This window comes from Mesorhizobium sp. AR07, from assembly GCF_024746815.1.
Taxonomy (GTDB): Bacteria; Pseudomonadota; Alphaproteobacteria; order Rhizobiales; family Rhizobiaceae; genus Mesorhizobium.
Genome location: NZ_CP080525.1, coordinates 1,888,375 through 1,908,404 on the forward strand (window position 1 = coordinate 1,888,375; position 20,030 = coordinate 1,908,404).

The 20,030-nt window shown below is 64.5% G+C and carries 21 protein-coding genes; 9 read left to right on the forward strand and 12 right to left on the reverse strand.

Features of this window, described 5'->3' with window-relative positions:
- Window positions 1–116 precede the first annotated feature (116 nt).
- Window positions 117–362: a DUF982 domain-containing protein gene (locus BPNPMPFG_RS09605; protein WP_258594978.1), complete on the forward strand. Its 246-nt coding sequence runs from the start codon at window positions 117–119 to the stop codon at window positions 360–362.
- Between the two features lie 131 nt (window positions 363–493).
- A complete protein-coding gene (locus BPNPMPFG_RS09610; protein WP_258594980.1) occupies window positions 494–727 on the forward strand; it encodes a DUF378 domain-containing protein in 234 nt (77 codons plus the stop codon).
- Between the two features lie 101 nt (window positions 728–828).
- Here BPNPMPFG_RS09610 and BPNPMPFG_RS09615 read toward each other — a convergent pair whose 3' ends face one another.
- The 3 genes from BPNPMPFG_RS09615 to BPNPMPFG_RS09625 all read right to left on the reverse strand — a co-directional run bounded on the left by BPNPMPFG_RS09615 (window position 829) and on the right by BPNPMPFG_RS09625 (window position 3,108).
- Complete coding sequence (locus BPNPMPFG_RS09615; protein ID WP_258594981.1) at window positions 829–1,908, reverse strand: D-alanine--D-alanine ligase family protein; 1,080 nt, start codon at window positions 1,906–1,908, stop codon at window positions 829–831.
- Between the two features lie 23 nt (window positions 1,909–1,931).
- Window positions 1,932–2,549 (reverse strand): C39 family peptidase, encoded by a 618-nt coding sequence (locus BPNPMPFG_RS09620; RefSeq protein WP_258594983.1) that lies wholly within the window; start codon window positions 2,547–2,549, stop codon window positions 1,932–1,934.
- 139 nt (window positions 2,550–2,688) lie between these two features.
- A complete protein-coding gene (locus tag BPNPMPFG_RS09625; RefSeq protein ID WP_258594984.1) occupies window positions 2,689–3,108 on the reverse strand; it encodes a VOC family protein in 420 nt (139 codons plus the stop codon).
- A 368-nt stretch (window positions 3,109–3,476) separates the two neighbouring features.
- On the opposite strand from BPNPMPFG_RS09625, the gene BPNPMPFG_RS09630 reads away from it, so the two are divergent.
- Both BPNPMPFG_RS09630 and BPNPMPFG_RS09635 read left to right on the forward strand, forming a co-directional pair.
- The gene (locus BPNPMPFG_RS09630) at window positions 3,477–3,731 is read left to right on the forward strand and encodes a hypothetical protein (RefSeq protein ID WP_258594985.1); all 255 of its coding nucleotides are present in this window, start codon (window positions 3,477–3,479) and stop codon (window positions 3,729–3,731) included.
- A 228-nt stretch (window positions 3,732–3,959) separates the two neighbouring features.
- Window positions 3,960–4,865, forward strand: a complete 906-nt coding sequence (locus BPNPMPFG_RS09635; RefSeq protein WP_258594988.1) for a protein-L-isoaspartate O-methyltransferase family protein — start codon at window positions 3,960–3,962, stop codon at window positions 4,863–4,865.
- A gap of 20 nt (window positions 4,866–4,885) precedes the next feature.
- On the opposite strand, the gene BPNPMPFG_RS09640 is transcribed toward BPNPMPFG_RS09635, so the two are convergent.
- The 3 genes from BPNPMPFG_RS09640 to BPNPMPFG_RS09650 form a co-directional block, all read right to left on the reverse strand.
- The gene (locus BPNPMPFG_RS09640; RefSeq protein ID WP_258596691.1) at window positions 4,886–6,085 is read right to left on the reverse strand and encodes an aminotransferase-like domain-containing protein; all 1,200 of its coding nucleotides are present in this window, start codon (window positions 6,083–6,085) and stop codon (window positions 4,886–4,888) included.
- 142 nt (window positions 6,086–6,227) lie between these two features.
- Window positions 6,228–6,680 (reverse strand): GNAT family N-acetyltransferase, encoded by a 453-nt coding sequence (locus BPNPMPFG_RS09645; RefSeq protein WP_258594989.1) that lies wholly within the window; start codon window positions 6,678–6,680, stop codon window positions 6,228–6,230.
- 308 nt (window positions 6,681–6,988) lie between these two features.
- Window positions 6,989–7,741, reverse strand: a complete 753-nt coding sequence (locus tag BPNPMPFG_RS09650; protein WP_258594990.1) for a pyridoxamine 5'-phosphate oxidase family protein — start codon at window positions 7,739–7,741, stop codon at window positions 6,989–6,991.
- Window positions 7,742–7,746: 5 nt separating this feature from the next.
- Here BPNPMPFG_RS09650 and pdxR point away from each other — a divergent pair, with 5 nt between their 5' ends.
- The gene (gene pdxR, locus BPNPMPFG_RS09655) at window positions 7,747–9,222 is read left to right on the forward strand and encodes a MocR-like pyridoxine biosynthesis transcription factor PdxR (RefSeq protein ID WP_258594992.1); all 1,476 of its coding nucleotides are present in this window, start codon (window positions 7,747–7,749) and stop codon (window positions 9,220–9,222) included.
- On the opposite strand, the gene BPNPMPFG_RS09660 is transcribed toward pdxR, so the two are convergent.
- On the reverse strand, window positions 9,195–9,905 hold the full coding sequence (locus BPNPMPFG_RS09660; RefSeq protein WP_258594993.1) for an SDR family NAD(P)-dependent oxidoreductase: 711 nt from the start codon (window positions 9,903–9,905) through the stop codon (window positions 9,195–9,197). The two genes, pdxR and BPNPMPFG_RS09660, sit on opposite strands and share 28 nt — an antisense overlap.
- Before the next feature lie 128 nt (window positions 9,906–10,033).
- Between BPNPMPFG_RS09660 and BPNPMPFG_RS09665 the strand changes: the two genes are divergently transcribed.
- Window positions 10,034–10,960, forward strand: coding sequence for a LysR family transcriptional regulator (locus tag BPNPMPFG_RS09665; protein ID WP_258594994.1), 927 nt, complete (start codon window positions 10,034–10,036; stop codon window positions 10,958–10,960).
- Between the two features lie 347 nt (window positions 10,961–11,307).
- Here BPNPMPFG_RS09665 and BPNPMPFG_RS09670 read toward each other — a convergent pair whose 3' ends face one another.
- Window positions 11,308–11,796 carry a hypothetical protein gene (locus BPNPMPFG_RS09670; RefSeq protein ID WP_258594996.1) on the reverse strand — a complete coding sequence of 163 codons (489 nt, stop codon included), beginning with the start codon at window positions 11,794–11,796 and terminating at the stop codon, window positions 11,308–11,310.
- Between the two features lie 116 nt (window positions 11,797–11,912).
- Here BPNPMPFG_RS09670 and BPNPMPFG_RS09675 point away from each other — a divergent pair, with 116 nt between their 5' ends.
- Window positions 11,913–12,509 carry a DUF922 domain-containing Zn-dependent protease gene (locus BPNPMPFG_RS09675; RefSeq protein WP_258594998.1) on the forward strand — a complete coding sequence of 199 codons (597 nt, stop codon included), beginning with the start codon at window positions 11,913–11,915 and terminating at the stop codon, window positions 12,507–12,509.
- Between the two features lie 75 nt (window positions 12,510–12,584).
- Here BPNPMPFG_RS09675 and BPNPMPFG_RS09680 read toward each other — a convergent pair whose 3' ends face one another.
- Complete coding sequence (locus BPNPMPFG_RS09680) at window positions 12,585–14,117, reverse strand: acid phosphatase (RefSeq protein ID WP_258594999.1); 1,533 nt, start codon at window positions 14,115–14,117, stop codon at window positions 12,585–12,587.
- Between the two features lie 387 nt (window positions 14,118–14,504).
- On the opposite strand from BPNPMPFG_RS09680, the gene BPNPMPFG_RS09685 reads away from it, so the two are divergent.
- On the forward strand, window positions 14,505–15,743 hold the full coding sequence (locus BPNPMPFG_RS09685; protein ID WP_258595001.1) for a cytochrome-c peroxidase: 1,239 nt from the start codon (window positions 14,505–14,507) through the stop codon (window positions 15,741–15,743).
- 177 nt (window positions 15,744–15,920) lie between these two features.
- Here BPNPMPFG_RS09685 and BPNPMPFG_RS09690 read toward each other — a convergent pair whose 3' ends face one another.
- The 3 genes from BPNPMPFG_RS09690 to BPNPMPFG_RS09700 all read right to left on the reverse strand — a co-directional run bounded on the left by BPNPMPFG_RS09690 (window position 15,921) and on the right by BPNPMPFG_RS09700 (window position 18,757).
- Entirely contained in the window at window positions 15,921–16,625 is a 705-nt protein-coding gene (locus tag BPNPMPFG_RS09690) for an SDR family oxidoreductase (protein ID WP_258595002.1), read from the reverse strand.
- A gap of 336 nt (window positions 16,626–16,961) precedes the next feature.
- Window positions 16,962–17,906 carry an IS110 family RNA-guided transposase gene (locus BPNPMPFG_RS09695; RefSeq protein ID WP_258590634.1) on the reverse strand — a complete coding sequence of 315 codons (945 nt, stop codon included), beginning with the start codon at window positions 17,904–17,906 and terminating at the stop codon, window positions 16,962–16,964.
- A 233-nt stretch (window positions 17,907–18,139) separates the two neighbouring features.
- Entirely contained in the window at window positions 18,140–18,757 is a 618-nt protein-coding gene (locus tag BPNPMPFG_RS09700) for a helix-turn-helix domain-containing protein (protein WP_258595003.1), read from the reverse strand.
- Window positions 18,758–18,892: 135 nt separating this feature from the next.
- On the opposite strand from BPNPMPFG_RS09700, the gene BPNPMPFG_RS09705 reads away from it, so the two are divergent.
- Window positions 18,893–20,026 (forward strand): NAD(P)/FAD-dependent oxidoreductase, encoded by a 1,134-nt coding sequence (locus tag BPNPMPFG_RS09705; protein WP_258595005.1) that lies wholly within the window; start codon window positions 18,893–18,895, stop codon window positions 20,024–20,026.
- The last annotated feature ends 4 nt before the right edge of the window (window positions 20,027–20,030 follow it).

A 20,030-nucleotide genomic window follows, 5' to 3' on the forward strand; every position in this document is an offset into this window, starting at 1 on the left:
AGCCGTGAGCCTGGATGCGTCCGCATCTGCCGGCGGCCTCACGCTACAGTGATTGGCAAGGATGAAACCCCGCGCTGCCAGAGGCGTTTTATGGCTGCAATGCAGTCGAGGTTCCAATGCAAACCGCATGGTTCTCCAAACCCGTGGTGGTTTCAGTCGGCATCGCCGGTTCCACCCGCAATCTGTCCAATGCCCACCAGGCCATCGAATTGCTCACGACACATTGGCGCGACGCCGGCAGCGCGAAACATCAGTCCGCGCTACGCGCCTGCCGCCGGGCGACGAGCGGCGAAGTCTCCCCCGACATCGCCAGGGAGGCTTTTGTCGAGGCCGCGCGCGAGGCGCATATCCTGGTCGAGTAAGCCGGGTCGGGCAAGCTAGCTCTGTTCACGCACTGTAGCGGTCGTTCACAATTTCGTGACCGACGGAACCGTTTGAAACGGCAGGCGTTTTTTTGCAAGCGTCTTTTCTCAGGCAACGTTAGGAGGCGTTTATGCGCATCATGAACCTCGTCACCCTCGCCCTCATCATCCTTGGCGGTCTCAACTTTCTGTCCATGGGTGTAACGGGCTATGACATAATCGGCACGGTCCTCGGCGGCGCCATGTTGGCCCGCCTGGCCTATCTGATCGTCGGCCTTGCCGCCATATGGCAGCTCATGCCGGGCTTCCAGAGCTTTACGGTTGGAGAAGTCGATGCCGAAAGGCATATCCATCATCATCCGTGACTGGTAAGATCTGGTAAGATATGGGGCGGCGGAAAAATCCGCCGCCCCATATCGCGTAAAGCCCGATCAGGCGGCCGCCATCGGTGTTCCCCGGCGAAGACTCAGACTGTTCGCGTCCTATGCCTGGCCAGCGCGTGCTCGATCAGCACGTCGATGGTCTGGCTGTAGCCTATGCCAATCGCCGCCAGCGCCTTGGCGTACATCGAAATGTCGGTGAAGCCGGGAAGCGTGTTGACCTCGTTGACCAGCAGCGAACCGTCGGCGCGCAGGAAGAAATCGACGCGCGCCATGGCTTCGCAACCGAGCGCCTGGAAAGCCTGCCGCGCCATGTCGCGCGCTTTGTCGGCGACCGCGGCCGGGACATCGGCCGGCACCTTGACCACCGCGCCGTCGGCATCGAGATATTTGGCCTCATAGGTGTAGAAGCCGTGCTTGCCGGCCGGGATGATCTCGCCAGGCAGCGACACCGTCAGCGTGCCGTCGGCCCGCTCCAGCACCGAGCACTCGATCTCGCGGCCTTCGACGAATTCCTCGATCAGCGCCTTGCCGTCATAGCGGAAAGCCGTCTCAATGGCCTGCTGGAAGCCGTCCCTGTCATCCACCTTGCTCACCCCGAAAGACGAGCCCTGGCGCGCCGGCTTGGCGAAGAACGGCAGACCGAGCGCCCCGGCAATCTCCTGGAACGAACTGACATCGTTTCGATGCAAGGTGACCGAGCGGGCAACGGCAAGGCCGGCCTCGCGCATCAGCCGCTTGGCGACATCCTTGTCCATGGCGGCAGCCGAGGCGAGGATGCCGCAGCCGACATAGGCGACGTCGGCGACCTCGGCATAGCCCTGCACCGAGCCGTCCTCGCCGAACGGCCCGTGCAGCACGGGGAAGACGACATCGACCGGCGGCAGGTCAGGCTGCGTTCCATCCCGCGCCACGGCAACCAGCCTGCCCTTGCCGCCGGGCAGCAGCGCGACCTCCACACCGTCCTCGGATACCGGAGCCCCTGCCGCATCGCCGGTCGACGAGCCTTGCAGCAGCCACCTGCCGTCCCTGGAAATGGCGATCGGAACGATCTCGTAGCGGGTCCGGTCGATGGCCTTCAGCACATTGGCGGCCGAGAGGCGCGACACGTCATGTTCGGCCGAACGCCCGCCGTAAAGAATGGCCACTCTTGTCTTGTCCGTCATCGAAATCCCTCAACTGTCAAAAATCAAATGGTGACGGCAATGCCGCGATTGGCGAAGAAGCGGTCGAAACCGGCCGGCGCCAACACTGCGTTCTCCTGTGTGGCGCTGGTATGGCCGGACGGATTGTGGAAGCGGAAACCCTCGTCCGACGCCGCCGTGACCAGCACCAGATGGCCGCCCTTCGAGGGCGGCTCGCGTTCGGGCCAGCGGATCGAGCTGCTGACCGAAGCGATGAAGAAGCGCGACCGCGCCAGGATCGCCGGAATGTCGGATGTCGCGACATTGGTCATCACCTCGGCTTGCAGGCCGAAGTCCTCCTGCACGAAGCTGACGAAAGGCGCGTAGATCAGCCCCTTGATCGAGCCCGCGGTAGCGACGTAGCCGCCATATCTGGTGCAGCGCCTGGCGAGTTCGATCGTCGGCACGATCTCGCCGCGCGTCGCCAGGATCATCTTCAGGCACGCCATGCCGCAGATGTTGGCGGCCCAGAGCGCGTATTCGTCTGATGTCTCCGCCCCCGAATTTTGCCACAAGGGATCCCGCCGCAGCGCAATGTCGGCGCCCTCGGCGAGCACCTCCATCGTCATGTCGGGCGTTTCCCACTGGCTGAAAAACGGCACGGCTTCAGGCAGTCGGCTCATGCGGTTCCTCGGCTGTCTTCGGATTCTCGTATACGAGGATACGGGGCGAATGAAAAGCGTCATAAGGTGTGTTGAAATTCAGGGTCAGGCCGAATCGCAGCAAGCCATTGTTTGCAGATCGGCTGAATATCAGCGCGCCTTAGAAGGTGATCTTCACGGACGGAGCACTGCGCACCGCCGGACCGTGGTGGACGGCCTCGATGTTGTTGCCGTCCGGATCGAGCAGGAAGGCGGCGTAATAGCCGGGATGATAGGGTCTTTCGCCCGGCGCGCCATTGTCCTTGCCACCGGCGGCGCGCCCGGCCTTGTGGAAGGTATCGACCATGGCGTGGTCCTTTGCCTGGAAGGCGAGATGATGGCGGCCGGTGAGCTTTCCCTGCGCCGCCCGGCTGTCGGCACTGGAGACGAACAGTTCGTCGGCCCAGAAATAGTCGTCGCCGACACCGCCGATCGGCACATCGAGCGCCTGCAGGACCGCCTCATAGAAACGCCGGCTGGCAGGGAGATCCCTGACCACCAGATGGATATGGTCGACAAGCCGGCCGCGATGCAATTCCATGAAGGTTCCTCCTCGCAAGGCTTTCGAATTTAGGCTTGGACAGGGCGCCGTCAATGCGGGCGCATGCTGACCGCCAGGTTCTACCACACGTTCGGCCCATGGCCCCGGGCCTGTCCTTCAAACAAAAAGCCCGCCGAGAGGGGGGAGCCGGCGGGCCTTTGGAAAGCTCAAACCGAGCTTTCTGATGTCTGAGGGGGGATCAGACATGGTGAGAACTTCTATGTGCCGCAGAGGTTCCACCGGAACGAAAAAAACCGCCAGCGAGTTGTCGGTTCACGGAAGCCGGACGTGCGTCAGGCGTTCAATCCCGCTCAACTGGAACCTTTTGTCCGGAGCCAAGTTTTGTGGCGCGGCTGGGAGGAATTGAATTGGACAGTTTTCAGAGGCTCGAAGCGCTGGTCGACAGCGCCGGCGTCGACGGCATCGAAGAAGCGAACGCTTTGTTGCGTCGTTTCAAAGGCAGATCAGAAGCGGTCACCGCGGCCATCGAAGAGTTCATGCTGGATTTCATGACCTTGGTCTTCGTCGTCGAAACCGGCGAGGACGATTTCGAAAAACCGATCCGCAAGCTGGCCCGCACCAGGCTTTCAAATCTCAAGGGCCTGATAGGCGTGGCAGCGTAGGAGCGCCGACTTCCGGCGCCGGGCTTGCCCCATCAGCAGGGCCGCCAGATGCCCTCGGTCGCAGCGCGGCGGTCGGCGAGCGTGAACGACAGCCGCAGCGTGTTGCGCCCTGTGACATCGGCGACCTTACCGAATTGTATGAACCGTCCGATTGTCAAACCATCGGATCAGGACGATGCTTTGCCGAGCCTGTCAGCCGCGCGGTACGCGGCCATGAAAGATCGACAGATGCGCATTGAAATCAAGCCCAACGGCACGCGCTTGCGCATTGATCCGGCGCGCCGGCAATTCCTCCTTGGCGTTGCTGGAACACTGCTTGCCGGCCCCGCCATCGCCAATGTGCCGGTTGCCTATGATGCCAACGCCATGCCGCCTATGGACAGCCGCGCCGGCTTCATCGAGTGGATGAAGAAGAACCGGGGCGAGGATGCCGGCTTCCTCGGCCAGCGCTGGGACCGCTTCCAGGCCCTGCTCGCCCACAAGGACGTCTGGGACAAGCGCGACATGCGGGCCTATCTGATGACGCCGCGCGAGGAGTTCGTCACCAAGGCCAATCTGAGCCGCGCCTATGAGTGGCACTATCTCGATATCGGCTACGGCGTGACGATCACCGGCCCGCACAGCGTCGCGCGCATGACCAATTCGCTCGAAATCCGACGCGGTGACAAGGTGCTCGAGATCGGCACCGGCTCCGGCTACCAGTCCGCCTATCTGTCCAACCTCACCGACAAGGTGTTTTCGATCGAGATCATCAAGCCGCTGGCGGCAAGGACGCGCGCGCTCTACGACGGGCTGATCGCCAAGGGCTATTCCGAATACAAGGCGATCCACACCCGCAACGCCGACGGCTATTATGGCTGGCAGGAAGAAGCGCCGTTCGACAAGATCATCGTCACGTGCGGCATCGACCACATCCCGCCGCCGCTGCTGCAGCAGCTGAAACCGAACGGCATGATGGTCATTCCGGTCGGCCCGCCGGGTGCCCAGCATGTGCTGAAGGTCACCAAGCACCAGGAGGCCGACGGGACGTTCAATGTCGTGCGTGCCGACATCTACAATGGCGGCACGCTGTCCTTCGTGCCCTTCACCAAGCTTGAAGGCGGCGCCATCAAGGGCACTCACAACGGCCCTTGAGCCCATCCGGAACCGCGGATTTACCCCTTCAGGATGGCCGCCAGCCGTGGGATGCCCTCGCTCACCGCGCGCCGGTCGGCGAGCGTGAAGGAGAGCCGCAGCGTGTTGCGCCCTGTGCCGTCGGCAAAGAAGGCGCTGCCGGGCACGAAGGCGACGCGCGCTTCCTTCACCGAACGCGCCAGAAGTGCCGTGGCGTTCGCGCCTTCAGGCAGCGTCATCCAGACGAACATGCCGCCTTCCGGGCGGCTCCAGGTCACGCCCTCAGGCATGTTGGCTTCGAGCGCTGCGAGCAGGCCATCGCGGCGCTCGCGGTAGGCGCCGATGAGTTTTTCCACCTGGCCGTCGAACACGGCTTCGGCGACGCGGTGCATCACCACCTGATTGATTGACGGGCTGTGCAAATCGGAGGCCTGCTTCATCAGCACCAGCTTCTCGACGACGTGGCGCGGCGCGCACACCCAGCCGACGCGCATGCCCGGCGACAGGATTTTCGAGAACGAACCGCAATAGAGTGTGCGCGCTCTGTCGATGCCGCCGGAACGGGCGCAGTCGAGCGCCAGGATCGGCGGCACGCCCTCGCCGTCATAACGCAGCGCGCGATAGGCGGCGTCCTCGATGACGGCGATGTCGAGTTCGCCTGCAAGGTCGAGCACCGCCTCGCGTTGCTGGTGGTTCAGCGTGTTGCCGGTCGGGTTGGCGAAGTCCGGCACCAGATAGGCGAACTTGACCTTGCCGCCATTTGCCGCGGCCGCCGTGCGATAGGCATCGGGCGTCATGTTGCCGCCTTCCGGCCGCAGCCGGTCGTAGCGCGGTTCGTAGGCGTTGAACGCCTGCAGCGCGCCGAGATAGGTCGGCCATGTGACCAGGGCGGTATCGCCCGGCGACAGGAACAGCTTGCCAAGATAGTCCAGCGCCTGCTGCGAGCCGGAGGTGATGAAGATGTTGGCCTCGTCGCAGGTGACACCGAGCTTGCCCATCTGCCCGGCCAGCCAGCGCCGCAGCGGCAGATAACCTTCCGAGACCTGGTACTGCAGCGCCGCCCCCGCCTCGCCGCCGCCCAGCACATCGGCGTAGGCGTCACGGATGGCATCGGCCGGAAACAGCGCCGGGTCCGGAATGCCGCCGGCGAACGAGATGATGTCGGGCTGGTCGAGCAGCTTCAGCAGCTCGCGGATTTCGGACGCTTTCATGCGCGACGAGCGCGAAGCCAGCAGATTCATCAAGGTCAAGGCACGCCTCCCGCGACAGTTTTGATATAGGTCAACCTGACTGACCTATATCAGCCCTTCCCGGCAAATTGAATAGAGCCTGAAAGCCTTCCGCTATACGCCAGACACCGCCGGTCCGGAACGGTGCCGGGCATTACAAGGTTTTCTTGTAGCCGAGATGGTTGCCGGTGAAGCCGAGGCTCTCATAAAAGCGGTGCGCGTCCGCCCGCCCCTTGTCGGTGGTGATCTGGACCCGGCCGCAGCCGCGCGCCCGGCATTGCGCGATCGCCCATTCGAACATCAGCCTGCCGATGCCGCCCGAGCGCCGATGGCTGGCGACGCGGACCGCCTCGATCTGGCCACCCCAGGCGCCCTTGCGCGAGAGCCCGGCAAGGAAGGTGATCTGCAAGGTACCAATCACCTCGCCGCCATCCACGGCCACCGCCAGCAGTTGGTTCGGATCGGCATCGATGGCGTCGAAAGCATCGACATAACCCCGCGCCAGCGGCACCGAGGCATCCTCACGGCCAGCGCCAAGCGGATCGTCGGCCAGCATCGCGACGATATCAGGCAGGTCGGACGCTTGCGCTCGGCGGAAGGTGATCATGGTTGCATGACTTACGGCGCGGCGCAGGTGGCGGCAAGGCACTTGAGTTGGCAGCGCAGGCGCCGCCCCTCATCTGCCTGCCGGCATCTTCTCCCCGTATAGTGACGGGGAGAAGGGCGCCGTGTCCGAAGATTTCGCCAATCGCCAGCGTTGCAGAAAAGAGCGCCGGCGTTGAAGCTGCCCCTTTCTCCCCGTCACTATACGGGGAGTTGAGGAGTGGTCCGCATAGCGGACGAAAAGCCAATTGCTTGGCTTTTCGAACGACGAACGTCCGGCAGGACAATGAGGGGCAGCACGAACCTTGCAGGCTACACCCCGCCCTCATACGCCAGCTGCGCCTGCATCAGCGCCCGATCGAGCCTTTCGCCCTCCGCATAGCCAGACAGATTACTCGGCCGCTCGATACCGGGCAGCAGCCTTGGACACGGCTCGGCGGCGCCGACCACCGTCCGCACCGGGATGACACCGGCCCAGACCGGATGCCCGTAATCCTCCTCGTCGTCGCCGACGCCCTTGGCGCGCACTTTTGCCGACGCCTCCTCGATGCGCATGCCGATCACCGTCGTCGCCTTGGCTTCCTGCGTCGAGATCGGCCGCAAGGTCGCGCTGCGGCCGGGATAGAAGCGGTCGACGACGCCGGCCAGCGCCTTCAGCTTCTCCTCAGGCTCATCGACGATCCGCGCCGTGCCGAAGCACATCGCCGAGCGGTAGTTGGCGGAATGGTTGAAGCCCGATCGCGCCAGCACCAGCCCGTCAAGATGCGACACCGTGAGACACGCCGGCGTGCCGCCGCGCAGCTGGCGCAGCATGCGGCTGGCCGACGAGCCGTGCCAGTAGAGCATGTCGTCCTCGCGCCAGTGGATGGTCGGCGTGCAATAGGGCTGGCCGTCGAATGTATACGCGACATAGCACAGCAGCCCGGCATCCAGCACCGCGAACACCGCCGCGTGGTCATAGCTGCCGCGCTCGTGCAGGCGCTTCACCCGGTTGCGGCTGGTGGTCGGAAAGCTGGCGGCGACGTCGTTCACGGCTTGCATCCTTGTTGGTTGTCTGCCAACCATGCGCCATGACATTGGTCGATAAAAGAACCAATCCTGCCAAGAAAACTCAGACCAATCAGCCGGATTGGTCCGAACTGATCCCGGTCCTGCCGGGCGACGGCCCGCGCAGCCGCGAGCTTTACGCGGCGCTGCGGCGGCTGATCGAGACCGGCGCGCTGGCCGCCGGGGCCAAGCTGCCGACCACCCGCGATCTGGCGCAGCGCTTCGGCCTGTCGCGTTCGGCGGCGGTCGCCTGTTTCGAAACGCTGATCTCGGAAGGCTTTGCCACAGCCAAAGTCGGCGCGCCCAATGTGCCGCATCTGCCGATGACGCTGGTCAAGGCGCGTCCACCCGAGATCGATGTCGCGGCGTCGCTGCCCTGCGGCCTAGGCGTGGCGGTGTCCGATCCGCGCACGCTGAACCTGTTCCGCATCCTGTTGTCGCGCCACCTCGCCCGCCCCGGGCCTGAGCATTTCCGCTATGGCGACCCGCGCGGTGGGCTCGCCCTGCGCAGCGCGATTGCCAACTATCTGAGGACCGCGCGCGGCGTACGCTGCGATGCCGGCCAGATCGTGCTGACCTCCGGCACGCAGCAGGGACTCGATCTCCTGGTGCGCGCCACCATCCGGCCGGGTGACCCCGTGTGGCTGGAAAACCCCTGCTATCCCATGGCGCATGCCGTGCTGGCCGGCAGCGGCGCCAGGGTTTTCGGCGTGCCGGTCGACGAGGAAGGGCTCGATCCCGAGATCGGCGAAAGCCTGTGCCCTGGGGCGCGCGCGGCCTATGTCACGCCCTCGCATCAATATCCGCTCGGCGTGACGATGACGATGCGCCGCCGCCTGGCGCTGCTCGACTGGGCACGGCGCAACGATGCCTGGATCATCGAGGACGATTATGACAGCGAGTTCCGCTATGCCGGGCCGCCGCTGACCTCGCTGCAAGGCATGGATGGTTCGGGCCGCGTCGCCTATCTCGGCACCTTCTCGAAAATCCTCTTCCCCGGCCTGCGCATCGGCTATGTCGTGGTGCCGGAAGCGCTGCTCGATGCCGTCATGGCGGTCAGGGCGCGCGCCGACCGCTTCCCCTCGACGTTGGCCGAAGGCGCGCTGACAGACCTGTTGAATGAGGGCCATTTCGCCGCGCATCTGAGACGCGTGCGCCGCCGCGTCCAGGCCGCGCGCGACGTGCTGGTCGCCGGCCTCAACGCCCATTGCGACGACGCTCTCGAGGTGACCGTGCCCGAACAGGGGCTGCACCTGATGGCGACGCTGAAGGGTGCCGGACCGGACACCGAAATCGTCGAGGCGGCGAAGGCCGCAGGCGTCGGTGCCCGCGCTCTGTCCTCGATGTTCATCGACGGTCCGGCACGCCACGGCCTGGTGCTGGGTTTTTCCGGTTTTCGGACGAGGCGCTTTTGGCCGCGACGGTCAGGCTGGGCAAGGCGATGCGGTAGCGCCGCCACCGCGTCACCACTTCACCAAGGCACGGTGCGGCCGAGATAGTCGACATAGTGCAAACCCGGGGTGCCCTGCTTCGAAAGCAGGACATTGACCAGGCTTGGGATGCTCTCTTCGATGCTGAGCCGCCCGTCCGGTCCGCCGAGCTCGGTGCGGACCCAGCCGGGGGCCATTGTCACCATGGCACGTGAGGGCCGGCGGGCCGCGAAGCTGCGCATGAACATGTTCGGGGCCGCCTTGCTGCCACGGTAGACCTCCCTTTGGCCGCTCTCATTGTTGGCGATGCTGCCTTGTCCGGATGACATCACACCAATCAGGCCCGTCGCGGGAACATATTGCTCCAGGCTCTCGATAACCCGCATCGGGCTCAGCGCATTCGTGACCATGACCCTTATGAACTCCTCGGTCGTCACATCCGCGATTGTTTCAGCCGGATTGTTCGTCACCCCGGCGTTGACGAACAGCATGTCGAACACCCGGCCCGACAGGCGGTCGCGCAACGCAGCGACCTGATCGGGCTCGCAGATGTCCAGTGTCTCGATTTCGACCCGGCCTTCGGACGCGTCGGCGAGATCGCGCAGTTTGGTCCGGCTTCCGCCGCCTCGCACCGTGCCGACGACGTTCCAGCCTTTCTTCACGAATTCGGCGGCGATCGCGAGGCCGAGACCGCGAGATGCGCCGATGAGAAGGATTGTGCCGGCGGGGGCACTCGAAACGCTTGTGGGCATGGGTCAACCTCTTTCGTTGGTGACCACACATATGGGCGACCGGAAGCTAGGCGCCAGACGCGTCAAAATCAAAGTATGGTTGCACCCAACGCTATGTCAGGCAAAGCGGATGGAGTAGGCTTGGCTTGATGAACGATGTGGACCTGAACCTTCTCGTGGCGCTGGATGTGCTGCTCGCCGAAGGCAGCGTGACGGGTGCGGCCCGCCGCCTCGGCTTGAGTTCCTCGGCCATGAGCCGGACCCTCACGCGGCTTCGGTTGGCAACAGGCGACCCTCTGCTCGTCAGGGCCGGGCGCGGGCTTGTGCCGACACCGCACGCCACCGAGTTGCGCGAGCGCGTTCATGAGCTGACCCGGGATGTGCGAGCGGTTCTGCGGCCGCAAAACACGCAGTTGGGCGTGGCAGCACTCGAACAGACGTTCACCATCCGCGTCAGCGAAGCGTTCCTTGAATTCCTCGCCGGCCCCGTCGTAACCGCCGTGGCGCAGGCGGCACCACGCATCCGCCTGCGTTTCGTGGCCAAGCCCGACAAGGACGCGCGTCCGCTTCGCGAAGGTCTCATCGATCTGGAGATCGGCTTGCTTGGAACGTCGGCGCCCGAGATCCGCACCCAGCTCCTGTTTTATGACAAGCTCGTCGGCGTGGCCCGGATTGGACATCCGCTTCTGGCAGGCACGGTTACATCAGAACGATATGCGGCCTGCAACCATGTCGTGGCATCCAAGGAAGGCGACAGGATCGAGCCGATCGATGGCGCCTTGGAGAAGCTTGGCCTTGCACGAGCCATAATGGTTGTCGTGCCCGGCTACCCCGACGCCATGCGGATCGCGCGCCAATCGGATTTGGTCGCGGCCGTGCCGCGTTCGTGTCTTGGCAACACCATGGCAAGCGACCACGCCGCCACGGCAGGCCTCGAGAGCTTCGAGCTTCCCTTCCCCATGCCGGAGTTCAAGATATCGGCGATGTGGCATCCCCGCCTGGACGCCGACCCTGCCCATCGCTGGCTGCGCGACACCGTGATGTCGGTTTGCCGGGCCGCGTATCCGCGGCGATGAGGGATGGCCCTGCCTGGTCAGGCTGGGCGGGGTTATAGCAGGTTGCAATGGACAAGCGTCGCGCCGCCCCTCATCCGCCTGCCGGCACCTTCTCCCCGTATAGTGACGGGGAGAAGGGAGATGGCCGCAACCTCGCCGCCCCTTTTTGCAACGATGGAGATTGGCGAAATCGCTGATGACAGCTTCTTTCTCCCCGTCACTATACGGGGAGTTGAGGAGTGGTCCGCGTAGCGGACGAAAAGCCAATTGCTTGGCTTTTCGAATGACGAACGCCCGGCAGGGCAATGAGGGGCGGCGCGCACGTTTGAATTCAGTGACCAGGCGTTCGCACGCAACGCCCGCCAACCTCAATCCGCATCCGCCGGCGCGGCCTTGCCGCACTGCGCCAGCACCTTGCCAATTGCCCCGCTCGATCCCTTCAGCGGAAAGCTGATCTCACCGTATTTGGCGGCGCTGACGCTGACATCGCCTTTCGAGCGGAACAGGTCCAGCAACGGATCGGTTTTGGTGAGATCGACCACGAAGTAGTTGTACATGGCTTCGAGCTGCAGCGTCTTCGTCACTGTCTTGCCGTCGGCCTTGAAATCGAACGCGCCGCTGAGGCCGGGCTCCAACTGCTGGCCGGTGGCGCCAAGGTCGTAGCTCAGCACCGGCGCATCGAAACAGGTCAGCATCAGATGCGCATCGCCTTTCGGCCCGCCGCAGACCGAAGCGGTCAGGACGCTGCCACCCTCGTCTTCCTCCATCTTGGCGCTCCAGCCGCTGCACGACGCGGCAACCGCCGGCTGCGCGGCCTGCAACGCCGCCAAGACACCGGCGACAATGAGATATCGCATGACTTCTCCCCTCACACATTTGCCGCCGCACCCGTCGGCATCCTATAGGAAAAGCCTTCCGGTGGCATTGCCCGTCGCGGCAATATCGTCCGGTCCTGATTTTTGCGGAGCGTGGTGTGAGAGCTTTCATTCGTCTGTGCCTGCTGGTGGCAGCCCTGCTGGCTTTGCCGCTGGCCGCCCATGCCGACTGGAAGCCGGTCGAGAAGGTCGAGACCTACGCCATCTCGGGCCAGTCCGGGCCGGAGCTGTACCGCTCGATCGGTGAGAACGGGCCGAAGCTCGGCGTCGGTCGCGCCATCGCCCACACCAATTTCAAGCTGACCTGGACCAGGGACTATCAGGCGCGAGCCGGAGCCTGCGTGCTGGTCTCGGCACGGCCGAAGCTCATCATTACCTACACCTTGCCCAGCCCCACTTCGCCGCTGCCGCCAGCCATCCAGAAGAACTGGGAGGTTTTCATCGCCGGCGTCAGCGCCCACGAGAAAGTGCATGGCGCTGAAATCATCGACATGGTGCGCAAGATCGAGACAGCGACCGTCGGCCTCAGCGTCGCCGACGATCCCAAATGCGGCAAGATCCGCACCGAAATGACGAAACGCCTGTCCGAACTGTCACAGGCACAGCGGCAGGCGAGCCGCGATTTCGACAGAGTCGAACTCGGCCAGGGCGGCAATCTGCAAAAACTCATCCTTGCCCTGGTGAATGGCGGCTGACGCAGGCCATGGCGCCATGCCGCCGCACCTTTGCGATGCGACGGCACCATACGACTTTCTTCGGCCTGACCCGCCCTATCGGCTCAGATCGAGCGCCGCGCTCAGGTCGCCCATCGGCGGCTGGTCGTTGTCGCGCAGCGCCTTGTCGCGGGCGACGATGCCGGACAGCACCGGCAAATCGTAGCGCGCGGTGATGAAGCGCAGAATCGACGTCGTGTCGTATTGCGTGTGGTCGACCGTGCCCATCTTCGCATAGGGCGAGATGATGAAGGCGGGGATGCGGTTGCCCGGCCCCCATCGGTCGGCCTTGGGCGGCGCGACATGGTCCCAGAAGCCGCCATTCTCGTCATAGGTGACGACCACCAGCATGTGGCTCCATTGCGGGCTTTTCTCGAGATGCGAGACGAGGTCGGCAAGATGCTGGTCGCCGCTCGTCACATCGGTATAGCCGCCATGCTCGTTGAGATTGCCTTGCGGCTTGTAAAAACTCACCGCCGGCAGCTTGCCGTCGTCGATGTCTTTGATGAACGCGGCGCCATCCAGGCCGCCATCCTTGAGGTGTTCGGTCCGGGCAGCCGTGCCGGGCGCATAGGCGGCGAAATAGTTGAACGGCTGGTGGTGGAACTGGAAGTTCGGCACCGGCGTCGCGTTCTTGCCGTCGAGCGTGGCCTGCCAGGCACCGGCATACCAGGCCCAGCTGACGCCTTTCAGCGACAGCAGGTCGCCGATGGTGATGTCGTGCTGCGGCGGCAGCGTCGTCGGCTGCGAAGGGTCGGCCAGCGCCGCATCGCCGCCTTCGGCCGGCTTGTTGGCGCTCGGCTGGTAGGGCGGCTGCATGGTGTTGACGGCATGGAAATCGGGCGTGATGGCGCCGTCATTGACGAATTTCGGCGCGCCGCCGAGTGCCGAGGCCGGCGAATTGTCGGCAACCTTCAGCGTCGTGCCATCAGCCTCGACGACGGCGATCTGCCCTTTCACCGGGCTGGTGTCGGCATGCGGATAGACCGGCGTGCAAGCGCAGGCGAGCTCGAAATGGTTGAGGAAGGAGCCGCCGAAGGCGCCCTGGAAGAAATTATCGGCCAAAACATATTTCTTCGCCACCGCCCACATCGGCAGCACCGACCCGTCATAATGGCCCATCACCAGGCCGCCGGAATCGGCCCAGGCGACGAACTTGTCGTTCTTCCCGCCATTGATCTGCATCTGCTCCTGATAGAAGCGGTGCCAGAGGTCGCGCGTGATGACCGAGGTCTTCTCGTTGAAGCCGCTGGCGTCGTCGATGGCGAAGCTGGCATTGGCCAGATGCGCCGACTGCGCCTCGGTCACCGGCGGCGTCACGCCCTTGGCGGTCAGCCCGCCCCAGGCCGGCGGCAATTCGGTCAGCGGCTTGCCGTCGCGGTCGAGTTGGCGCGCCTGGTCGGCCGAGACGTTGGCCAGCCCATTGGCGCCGGGGAAGCCGCCATAGAGATTATCGAAGCTGCGGTTCTCGGCATAGATGACGACGACGGTGTCGATCTTGTCGAAGCCGGGAGGGGATGCCTGGACGGCAGAGGCGACCGATGCCAGCGCCGTCGAGGCGAGGCAAAGGGAGAGAAAGGACCTGGTCATGGGAAGATGCCTCGTGGCTGGGGGATGGCTGGAGGAACCCTTGGACGCTAGGACCGGGGCTTGTCAGCTTTGTGACATCGCGGCAACCGTTCCGCGCGACGTCGGTGAAATCAGCTGATACGTCGGCGGGACAGCACCCCCTCTGTCCTGCCGGACATCTCCCCCACACGGGGGGAGATCAGATGTCGCCTCGGCTTTGGCCAATCACCAAAGTTTGAAAGCAAGCGAGGCCGCGCAGCTGCCAATCTCCCCACTCGTGGGGGAGATGTCCGGTAGGACAGAGGGGGCGCGAAGGAACGCGACGCAGGCAAAAATTGGACCTCCCCAAACGGTCATCACTCCGTAGCAAAGCCGGCATACGCAAATGCAGAAACGGACTGGAGTGCCATGAGACGATGGAATTCCGCTGCCTTGGCGGCACTTGCCGGCATCGCAATCCTCTGGCCCGCCGACGGCCTGCCAGCAGGCAGCGTCCATCCCGGGCCGCTATCGCGCGCGGATGCCTTCGCGCGGACGCAGGCGCTGACAGCACTTGGCCGCAAAATGTTCTTCGACCCGTCGTTGTCCGCCTCCGGCAGGCAATCCTGCTCGTCCTGCCATGACCCGCACCATGCTTTCGGTCCGGCCTCGGCGGCACCGGTCGAGATGGGCGGACCGAATCTCGACCAGCCAGGACGGCGCGCCGTGCCGTCGCTGCGTTACCTCCAGGCGGTGCCCGCCTTCACCGAGCATTTCCACGATTCCGAGGATGAAGGCGACGAGAGCGTCGACAACGGCCCGACCGGCGGCCTGACCTGGGACGGCCGCATCGACCGCGGCCGCGACCAGGCCAGGATCCCGCTGCTGTCGCCGTTCGAGATGGCCAACAAGGATGCCGCCGCCGTCAGCGCCGGATTGCGCAAGGCGGCGTACGCCGACGACTTCAAGGCCGCCTTCGGCGATACCGTGTTCGACAACCCGGACGACGCCTTTGACGCCGTCGCCGAGGCACTTGGCACCTTCGAGCAGAGTGCGCCCGACTTCTATCCCTACTCCAGCCGCTACGATGCCTTTCTCGCCGGCAAGGCGACGCTGTCGGTGCAGGAATTGCACGGCCGCGCGCTGTTCGAGGACGAGACCAAGGGCAATTGCGCCAGCTGCCATCTGAGCGAACCCGCCAATGACGGCGAGCCGCCGCAATTCACCGATTTCGGCCTGATCGCCATCGCCGTACCGCGCAACCCGGCGATCCCGGCCAATGCCGACCCAGCCTATTTCGATCTCGGCCTGTGCGGCCCGCTACGCACCGACTTCCGTGGCCGGGCGCAGTATTGCGGCCTGTTCAAGACGCCGACGCTGCGCAATGTGGCGCTGCGTAAAAGCTTCTTCCACAATGGCACTTTCCACACGCTGCGCGATGCAGTCGCCTTCTACGCCAGCCGCGACACCGACCCCGGCCGCTGGTATCCCCGCAACGCCGATGGCACGACCAAGCAAAATGACGATTTGCCAAAGGCTTACTGGGCCAACCTCAACCAGGACCCACCCTTCGGCAAGAAACCCGGCAACAGACCGGCTCTGACCGACCCCGAGATCGACGACATCGTCGCTTTTTTGCAAACGCTGATTGATGCCGATCAGCCGTGACGCACCCTTGCCTTCTCCCCTTGTGGGAGAAGGTGGATCGGCGCGCAGCGCCGAGACGGTTGAGGATGTTGGAAGATATGAGGCGTCGGCGTTCTCAGGAACACCCCTCATCCGACCTCGCTCCGCGAGGCCACCTTCTCCCACAAGGGGAGAAGGGAAGTCCCACCGATCGACGCCTCACACAGCGCGAATAATGCCGCCGTCGACGCGGATGTTCTGGCCGGTGATGTAGCCGGCGCCTTCGGAAGCCAGGAAGGCGATGGTCGCGGCGATCTCTTCCGAGGTACCGTAGCGCTGCATCGGCACGCTGTCGCGGCGCTCCTCGGTGGCCGGCAGGCTGTCGATCCAGCCGGGCAGCACATTGTTCATGCGCACATTGTCTGATGCATAGGTGTTGGCGAAGATTTTTGTGTAGGCGGCAAGGCCGGCGCGAAACACCGCCGAGGTCGGGAACATCGGGCTCGGCTCGACCACCCAGGCCGTCGAGATGTTGATGATGGCGCCGCCCTTCTGCTTGACCATCTGCGGCGCGACGATGCGCACCGGCCGGATGACGTTCAGCAAATAGACATCCATGCCGGTGTGCCATTGCTCGTCTGTGATCTCGAGGATCGGCGCGCGCGGCCCGTGGCCGCCGCTGTTAACCAGCACGTCGATGCGGCCAAAGCGTTCCAGCGTCAGGTCGACGAGACGCTGCAGATCGTCATTCGACTGGTTGGAGCCGGTGACGCCGAGACCACCAAGCTCCTTGGCCAGCGCCTCGCCCTTGCCCGAGGATGACAGGATGGCGACCTTGAAGCCATCCGCCGCCAGCCGCTTCGCCGCCGCCGCACCCATGCCGCTGCCACCGGCCACGACGACAGCCACTTTTTCTGAACTCATCTGATTTTCCTTCTTGGGTTGGCGCGAGCGAAGCCTCAGGCGGTGGTATAGCCGGATTCTTCATCCGGTTCGAACCAGAAAGCCTGAACCAGCATGCAGAAAAACTCTCGCATGTCGCCGGGAATTCACGGAGGACCCTGCAGGAGACTGGCCAGATTCGTTGCTTATGTCGGCGCCGCCCCTCATTGCCCTGCCGGGCATTTCTCCCCGTATAGTGACGGGGAGAAAGAAGCTGTCCGCAACGCTGGCGATTGGCGAAATCAACGATGACAGCGTCCCTCGCCCCGTCCCTATACGGGGAGAGGATGCCGGCAGGCAGGTGAGCAACTGTGTTTGTCAGGGTCGGGCTGGGTTCCACGGTTCGTTGTTTCGGATCATGGCACTGAGGATGGTCAGTATCTTTCGCGCGACGGCGATGAGAGCGACTTTCGGCGCCTTGCCGTTTGCAATGAGGCGCTGATGGAAAGCCTTGAGCACAGGATTGGAGCGACTGGCGGTGAGTGCTGCCATGTAGACCACCCTGCGCACGTCATGACGGCCACCCCAGATGCTGCGCTTGCCTCGGAAAGTGCCGGTGTCGAAGTCGTAGGGCGCGAGGCCGGCAAGGGCTGCGATCTCTCGTCGCGAGGCCTCACCAATCTCGGGAGCCAGAGCAAGCACGGTGTGGCTGAACACTGGGCCGGCACCGCAGAAGGACTGGATCAGGCGATCCCTGGCCGCGAGCGCTGGCTGGCTGGCGACGAGTTCGGCCATCCGTTTGGCAAGCAGAGCGATATCGAGCTCGATGCGCCGCAGCCGCCGGGTGAACATGCGCTTGACCGTCGGCTCGCGTATCTGCTCGAGCTGGTTGGCGAGGCTGACCTTGTCGTCGCTGAGCTGCCTGCGGGCAACGACCAGATCGGCGAGTTGCTCGGCGATTGGGTCACAGCGCACCGGCCGGGTCGGCAGTTCGGCGGTGTAGCGCGCAATCAGCAGCGCATCGATGCGATCGTTCTTGGCCAGCCGGCCAAGGGCGCGGGCATAGTGGCGCAGCTTGTGCGGATTGACGTTCCTGGCCGGCAGGTTCGCCTTGCGCAGCGCCTTGGCCACACCGCGCTCATAGCCGCCGCTCGGCTCCATGCCGATGGCGCGCACATTGCGACCCGTCAGCCACTTGATCAGCTCGGCCCAGCCGTCCTTGTCGTTGTCGAAACGGGCTCGTTCTAGCGTCTGAAACACCGACACATCGAGCCACCACTTGGCGACGTCAATACCGACGTCCTGAACCGTCTCTTCAGCCATCTCCTCAATCCCTTCCTTGTGTGCGGGGGCTTGCCCCTTGCAACTGTTCGGGTTCACAAAGAAGGCGGTCGGGCCCCAGCTCACCTACGGTTTAGGCCACCTGAGGGGCGACGGGCTCTCGACCGCCGCCACGAACCGGAACATCCACCGGTTCGTGGCACCCTCCATTATGCATATTCCAAACACACAAGGGGCAGCGCAGACGGCCAAGGGAGATGCGCGATGGCCGCCCCCTACCCCTCCACCGTCTCCAGCACACTCAGCAGCGTGCCTTCCATGTCCGGCTCGTCGCCGGAGCAGACGCACAGCATCTCGGCGTCGCCCTCGCCCACCGAGAGGTAGGCGTGGCCCATGGTGGAATCGATGTAGACGCTGTCGCCCTGCTTCAGCCGCACCGGCGCGTACTGGTCGGTGTGCAGTTCGATCTCGCCCTTGAGCACGATCAAGAATTCCTCGCCGGCATGTTTCGTCAGCGGGCCGAACTCCTGCGGCGTACGGGCGCGGGCATAGGCGTGGATCGGCACCATGCGCTTGCGCACCAGATCGGTCGCCAGATAGCGGTAGTCGTAGTTGCGGGTCAGCTGGCGCAGCGTGTTGGACTGCGAGGTCACCGAGCGGCGGGTGCGCGCCGCCGGCTGCTTGCGGTCGCCGCTGAGCAGCTCCGTCACATGGATGCCGAGCCCCTCGCAGATCTGCAGCAGCTTGTCGTAGCTCAGCGACATCTGGTCGTTCTCGACCTTGGACAGCGTCGACACCGCGACGCCGGTCAGCGAGCTGACCTCCTGCAAGGTCCAGCCATGCGTTTTCCTCAAGCTGCGCAGGCAATCACCGAGGTTCGGTTGCTCCGACATCGTCAGCTCCATGGCGCGGCGTCAAGCCGCTTCTCCACCCTAGGTAGTCCAACTTCCTGTCGCCATCAACAACGCTAACAATTTTCTTATACGCTAAATATTGACTGGATACGAAATTATTTCTACGCGTGGTGGATGCAGTCGAATTCCCCCAGAAAGATCGTCGTCATCGGCGGCGGCATTGCCGGCCTCTCGCTGGCGGCCGCCGTGCAGCTGTGGGCCGAGGTCATCGTGCTCGAGCGTGAGCCGCATCTCGGCTATCACGCCAGCGGCCGCTCGGCGGCACTGTTTTCCGAGACCTATGGCAATGCGCTGGTGCGGGCTCTGTCGCTGGCCAGCCGGCAGCAAATCGTCGATGGCGGCTTTGCCGCACACCGGCGCGGCGCATTGCATGTCGGCGGCGTGGATGACGGCGAAGCCATCGACCGCATGGCCGCCGATTTGCAGGCCCTGGTGCCGCGCGTGCGCCGCCTGTCCGCATCCGAGGTCAATGCGCTGGTGCCGGTGATCGCCACGCAAACCACCTGCGGCGGGGTGCATGAACCCGGTGCGCTCGATGTCGACACGGCCAAAATGCTGGCGGCTGCAGCCTCGGCATTGAAGGCCGGCGGCGGGTTAATCCGCACCGGCGAGGAAGTGCGGGAGATCGCTCGCACGGCAGCCGGCTTCCGCGTCACCACCAACGCTGGCACCCATCAGGCCGACATCGTCGTCAACGCCGCCGGCGCCTGGGTCGATGTCGTCGCCGGGCTGGCCGGTCTTGCCGGCCTCGGCTTTCGGCCAAAGCGGCGCACCGCCTTCCTGTTCGACCCGCCTGCCGGCACCGACATCGCCGCATGGCCGCTGGTGGTCGACCTGCACGAGCAGTTCTACTTCAAGCCGGATGCCGGCAGGCTGATCGGCTCGCTGGCCGACGAGACCGATTCCGAGCCTTGCGACGCCTGGCCGGAGGACATCGACGTCGCCATCGCCGTCGACCGCATCGAACAGGCGACCAGCTTGCGCATCGGCCGTCCGTCGACGCCGTGGGCCGGCCTGCGCACTTTTTCGCCCGACCGCAGCCCGGTCGTCGGCTTCGATCCGCGCCTGCCCGGCTTCTTCTGGCTCGGCGGCCAGGGCGGCTACGGTTTCCAGGTCTCACTGACGCTGGCGCGGCTGGGCTCGGCGCTGCTGCGCGGCCAACCCTTGCCGGACGATCTCGCGGCGCTCGGCGTCACCACAGCGGCGCTTGCGCCCGACCGTTTCATCACCTCGGCGACGACGCCATGAACTT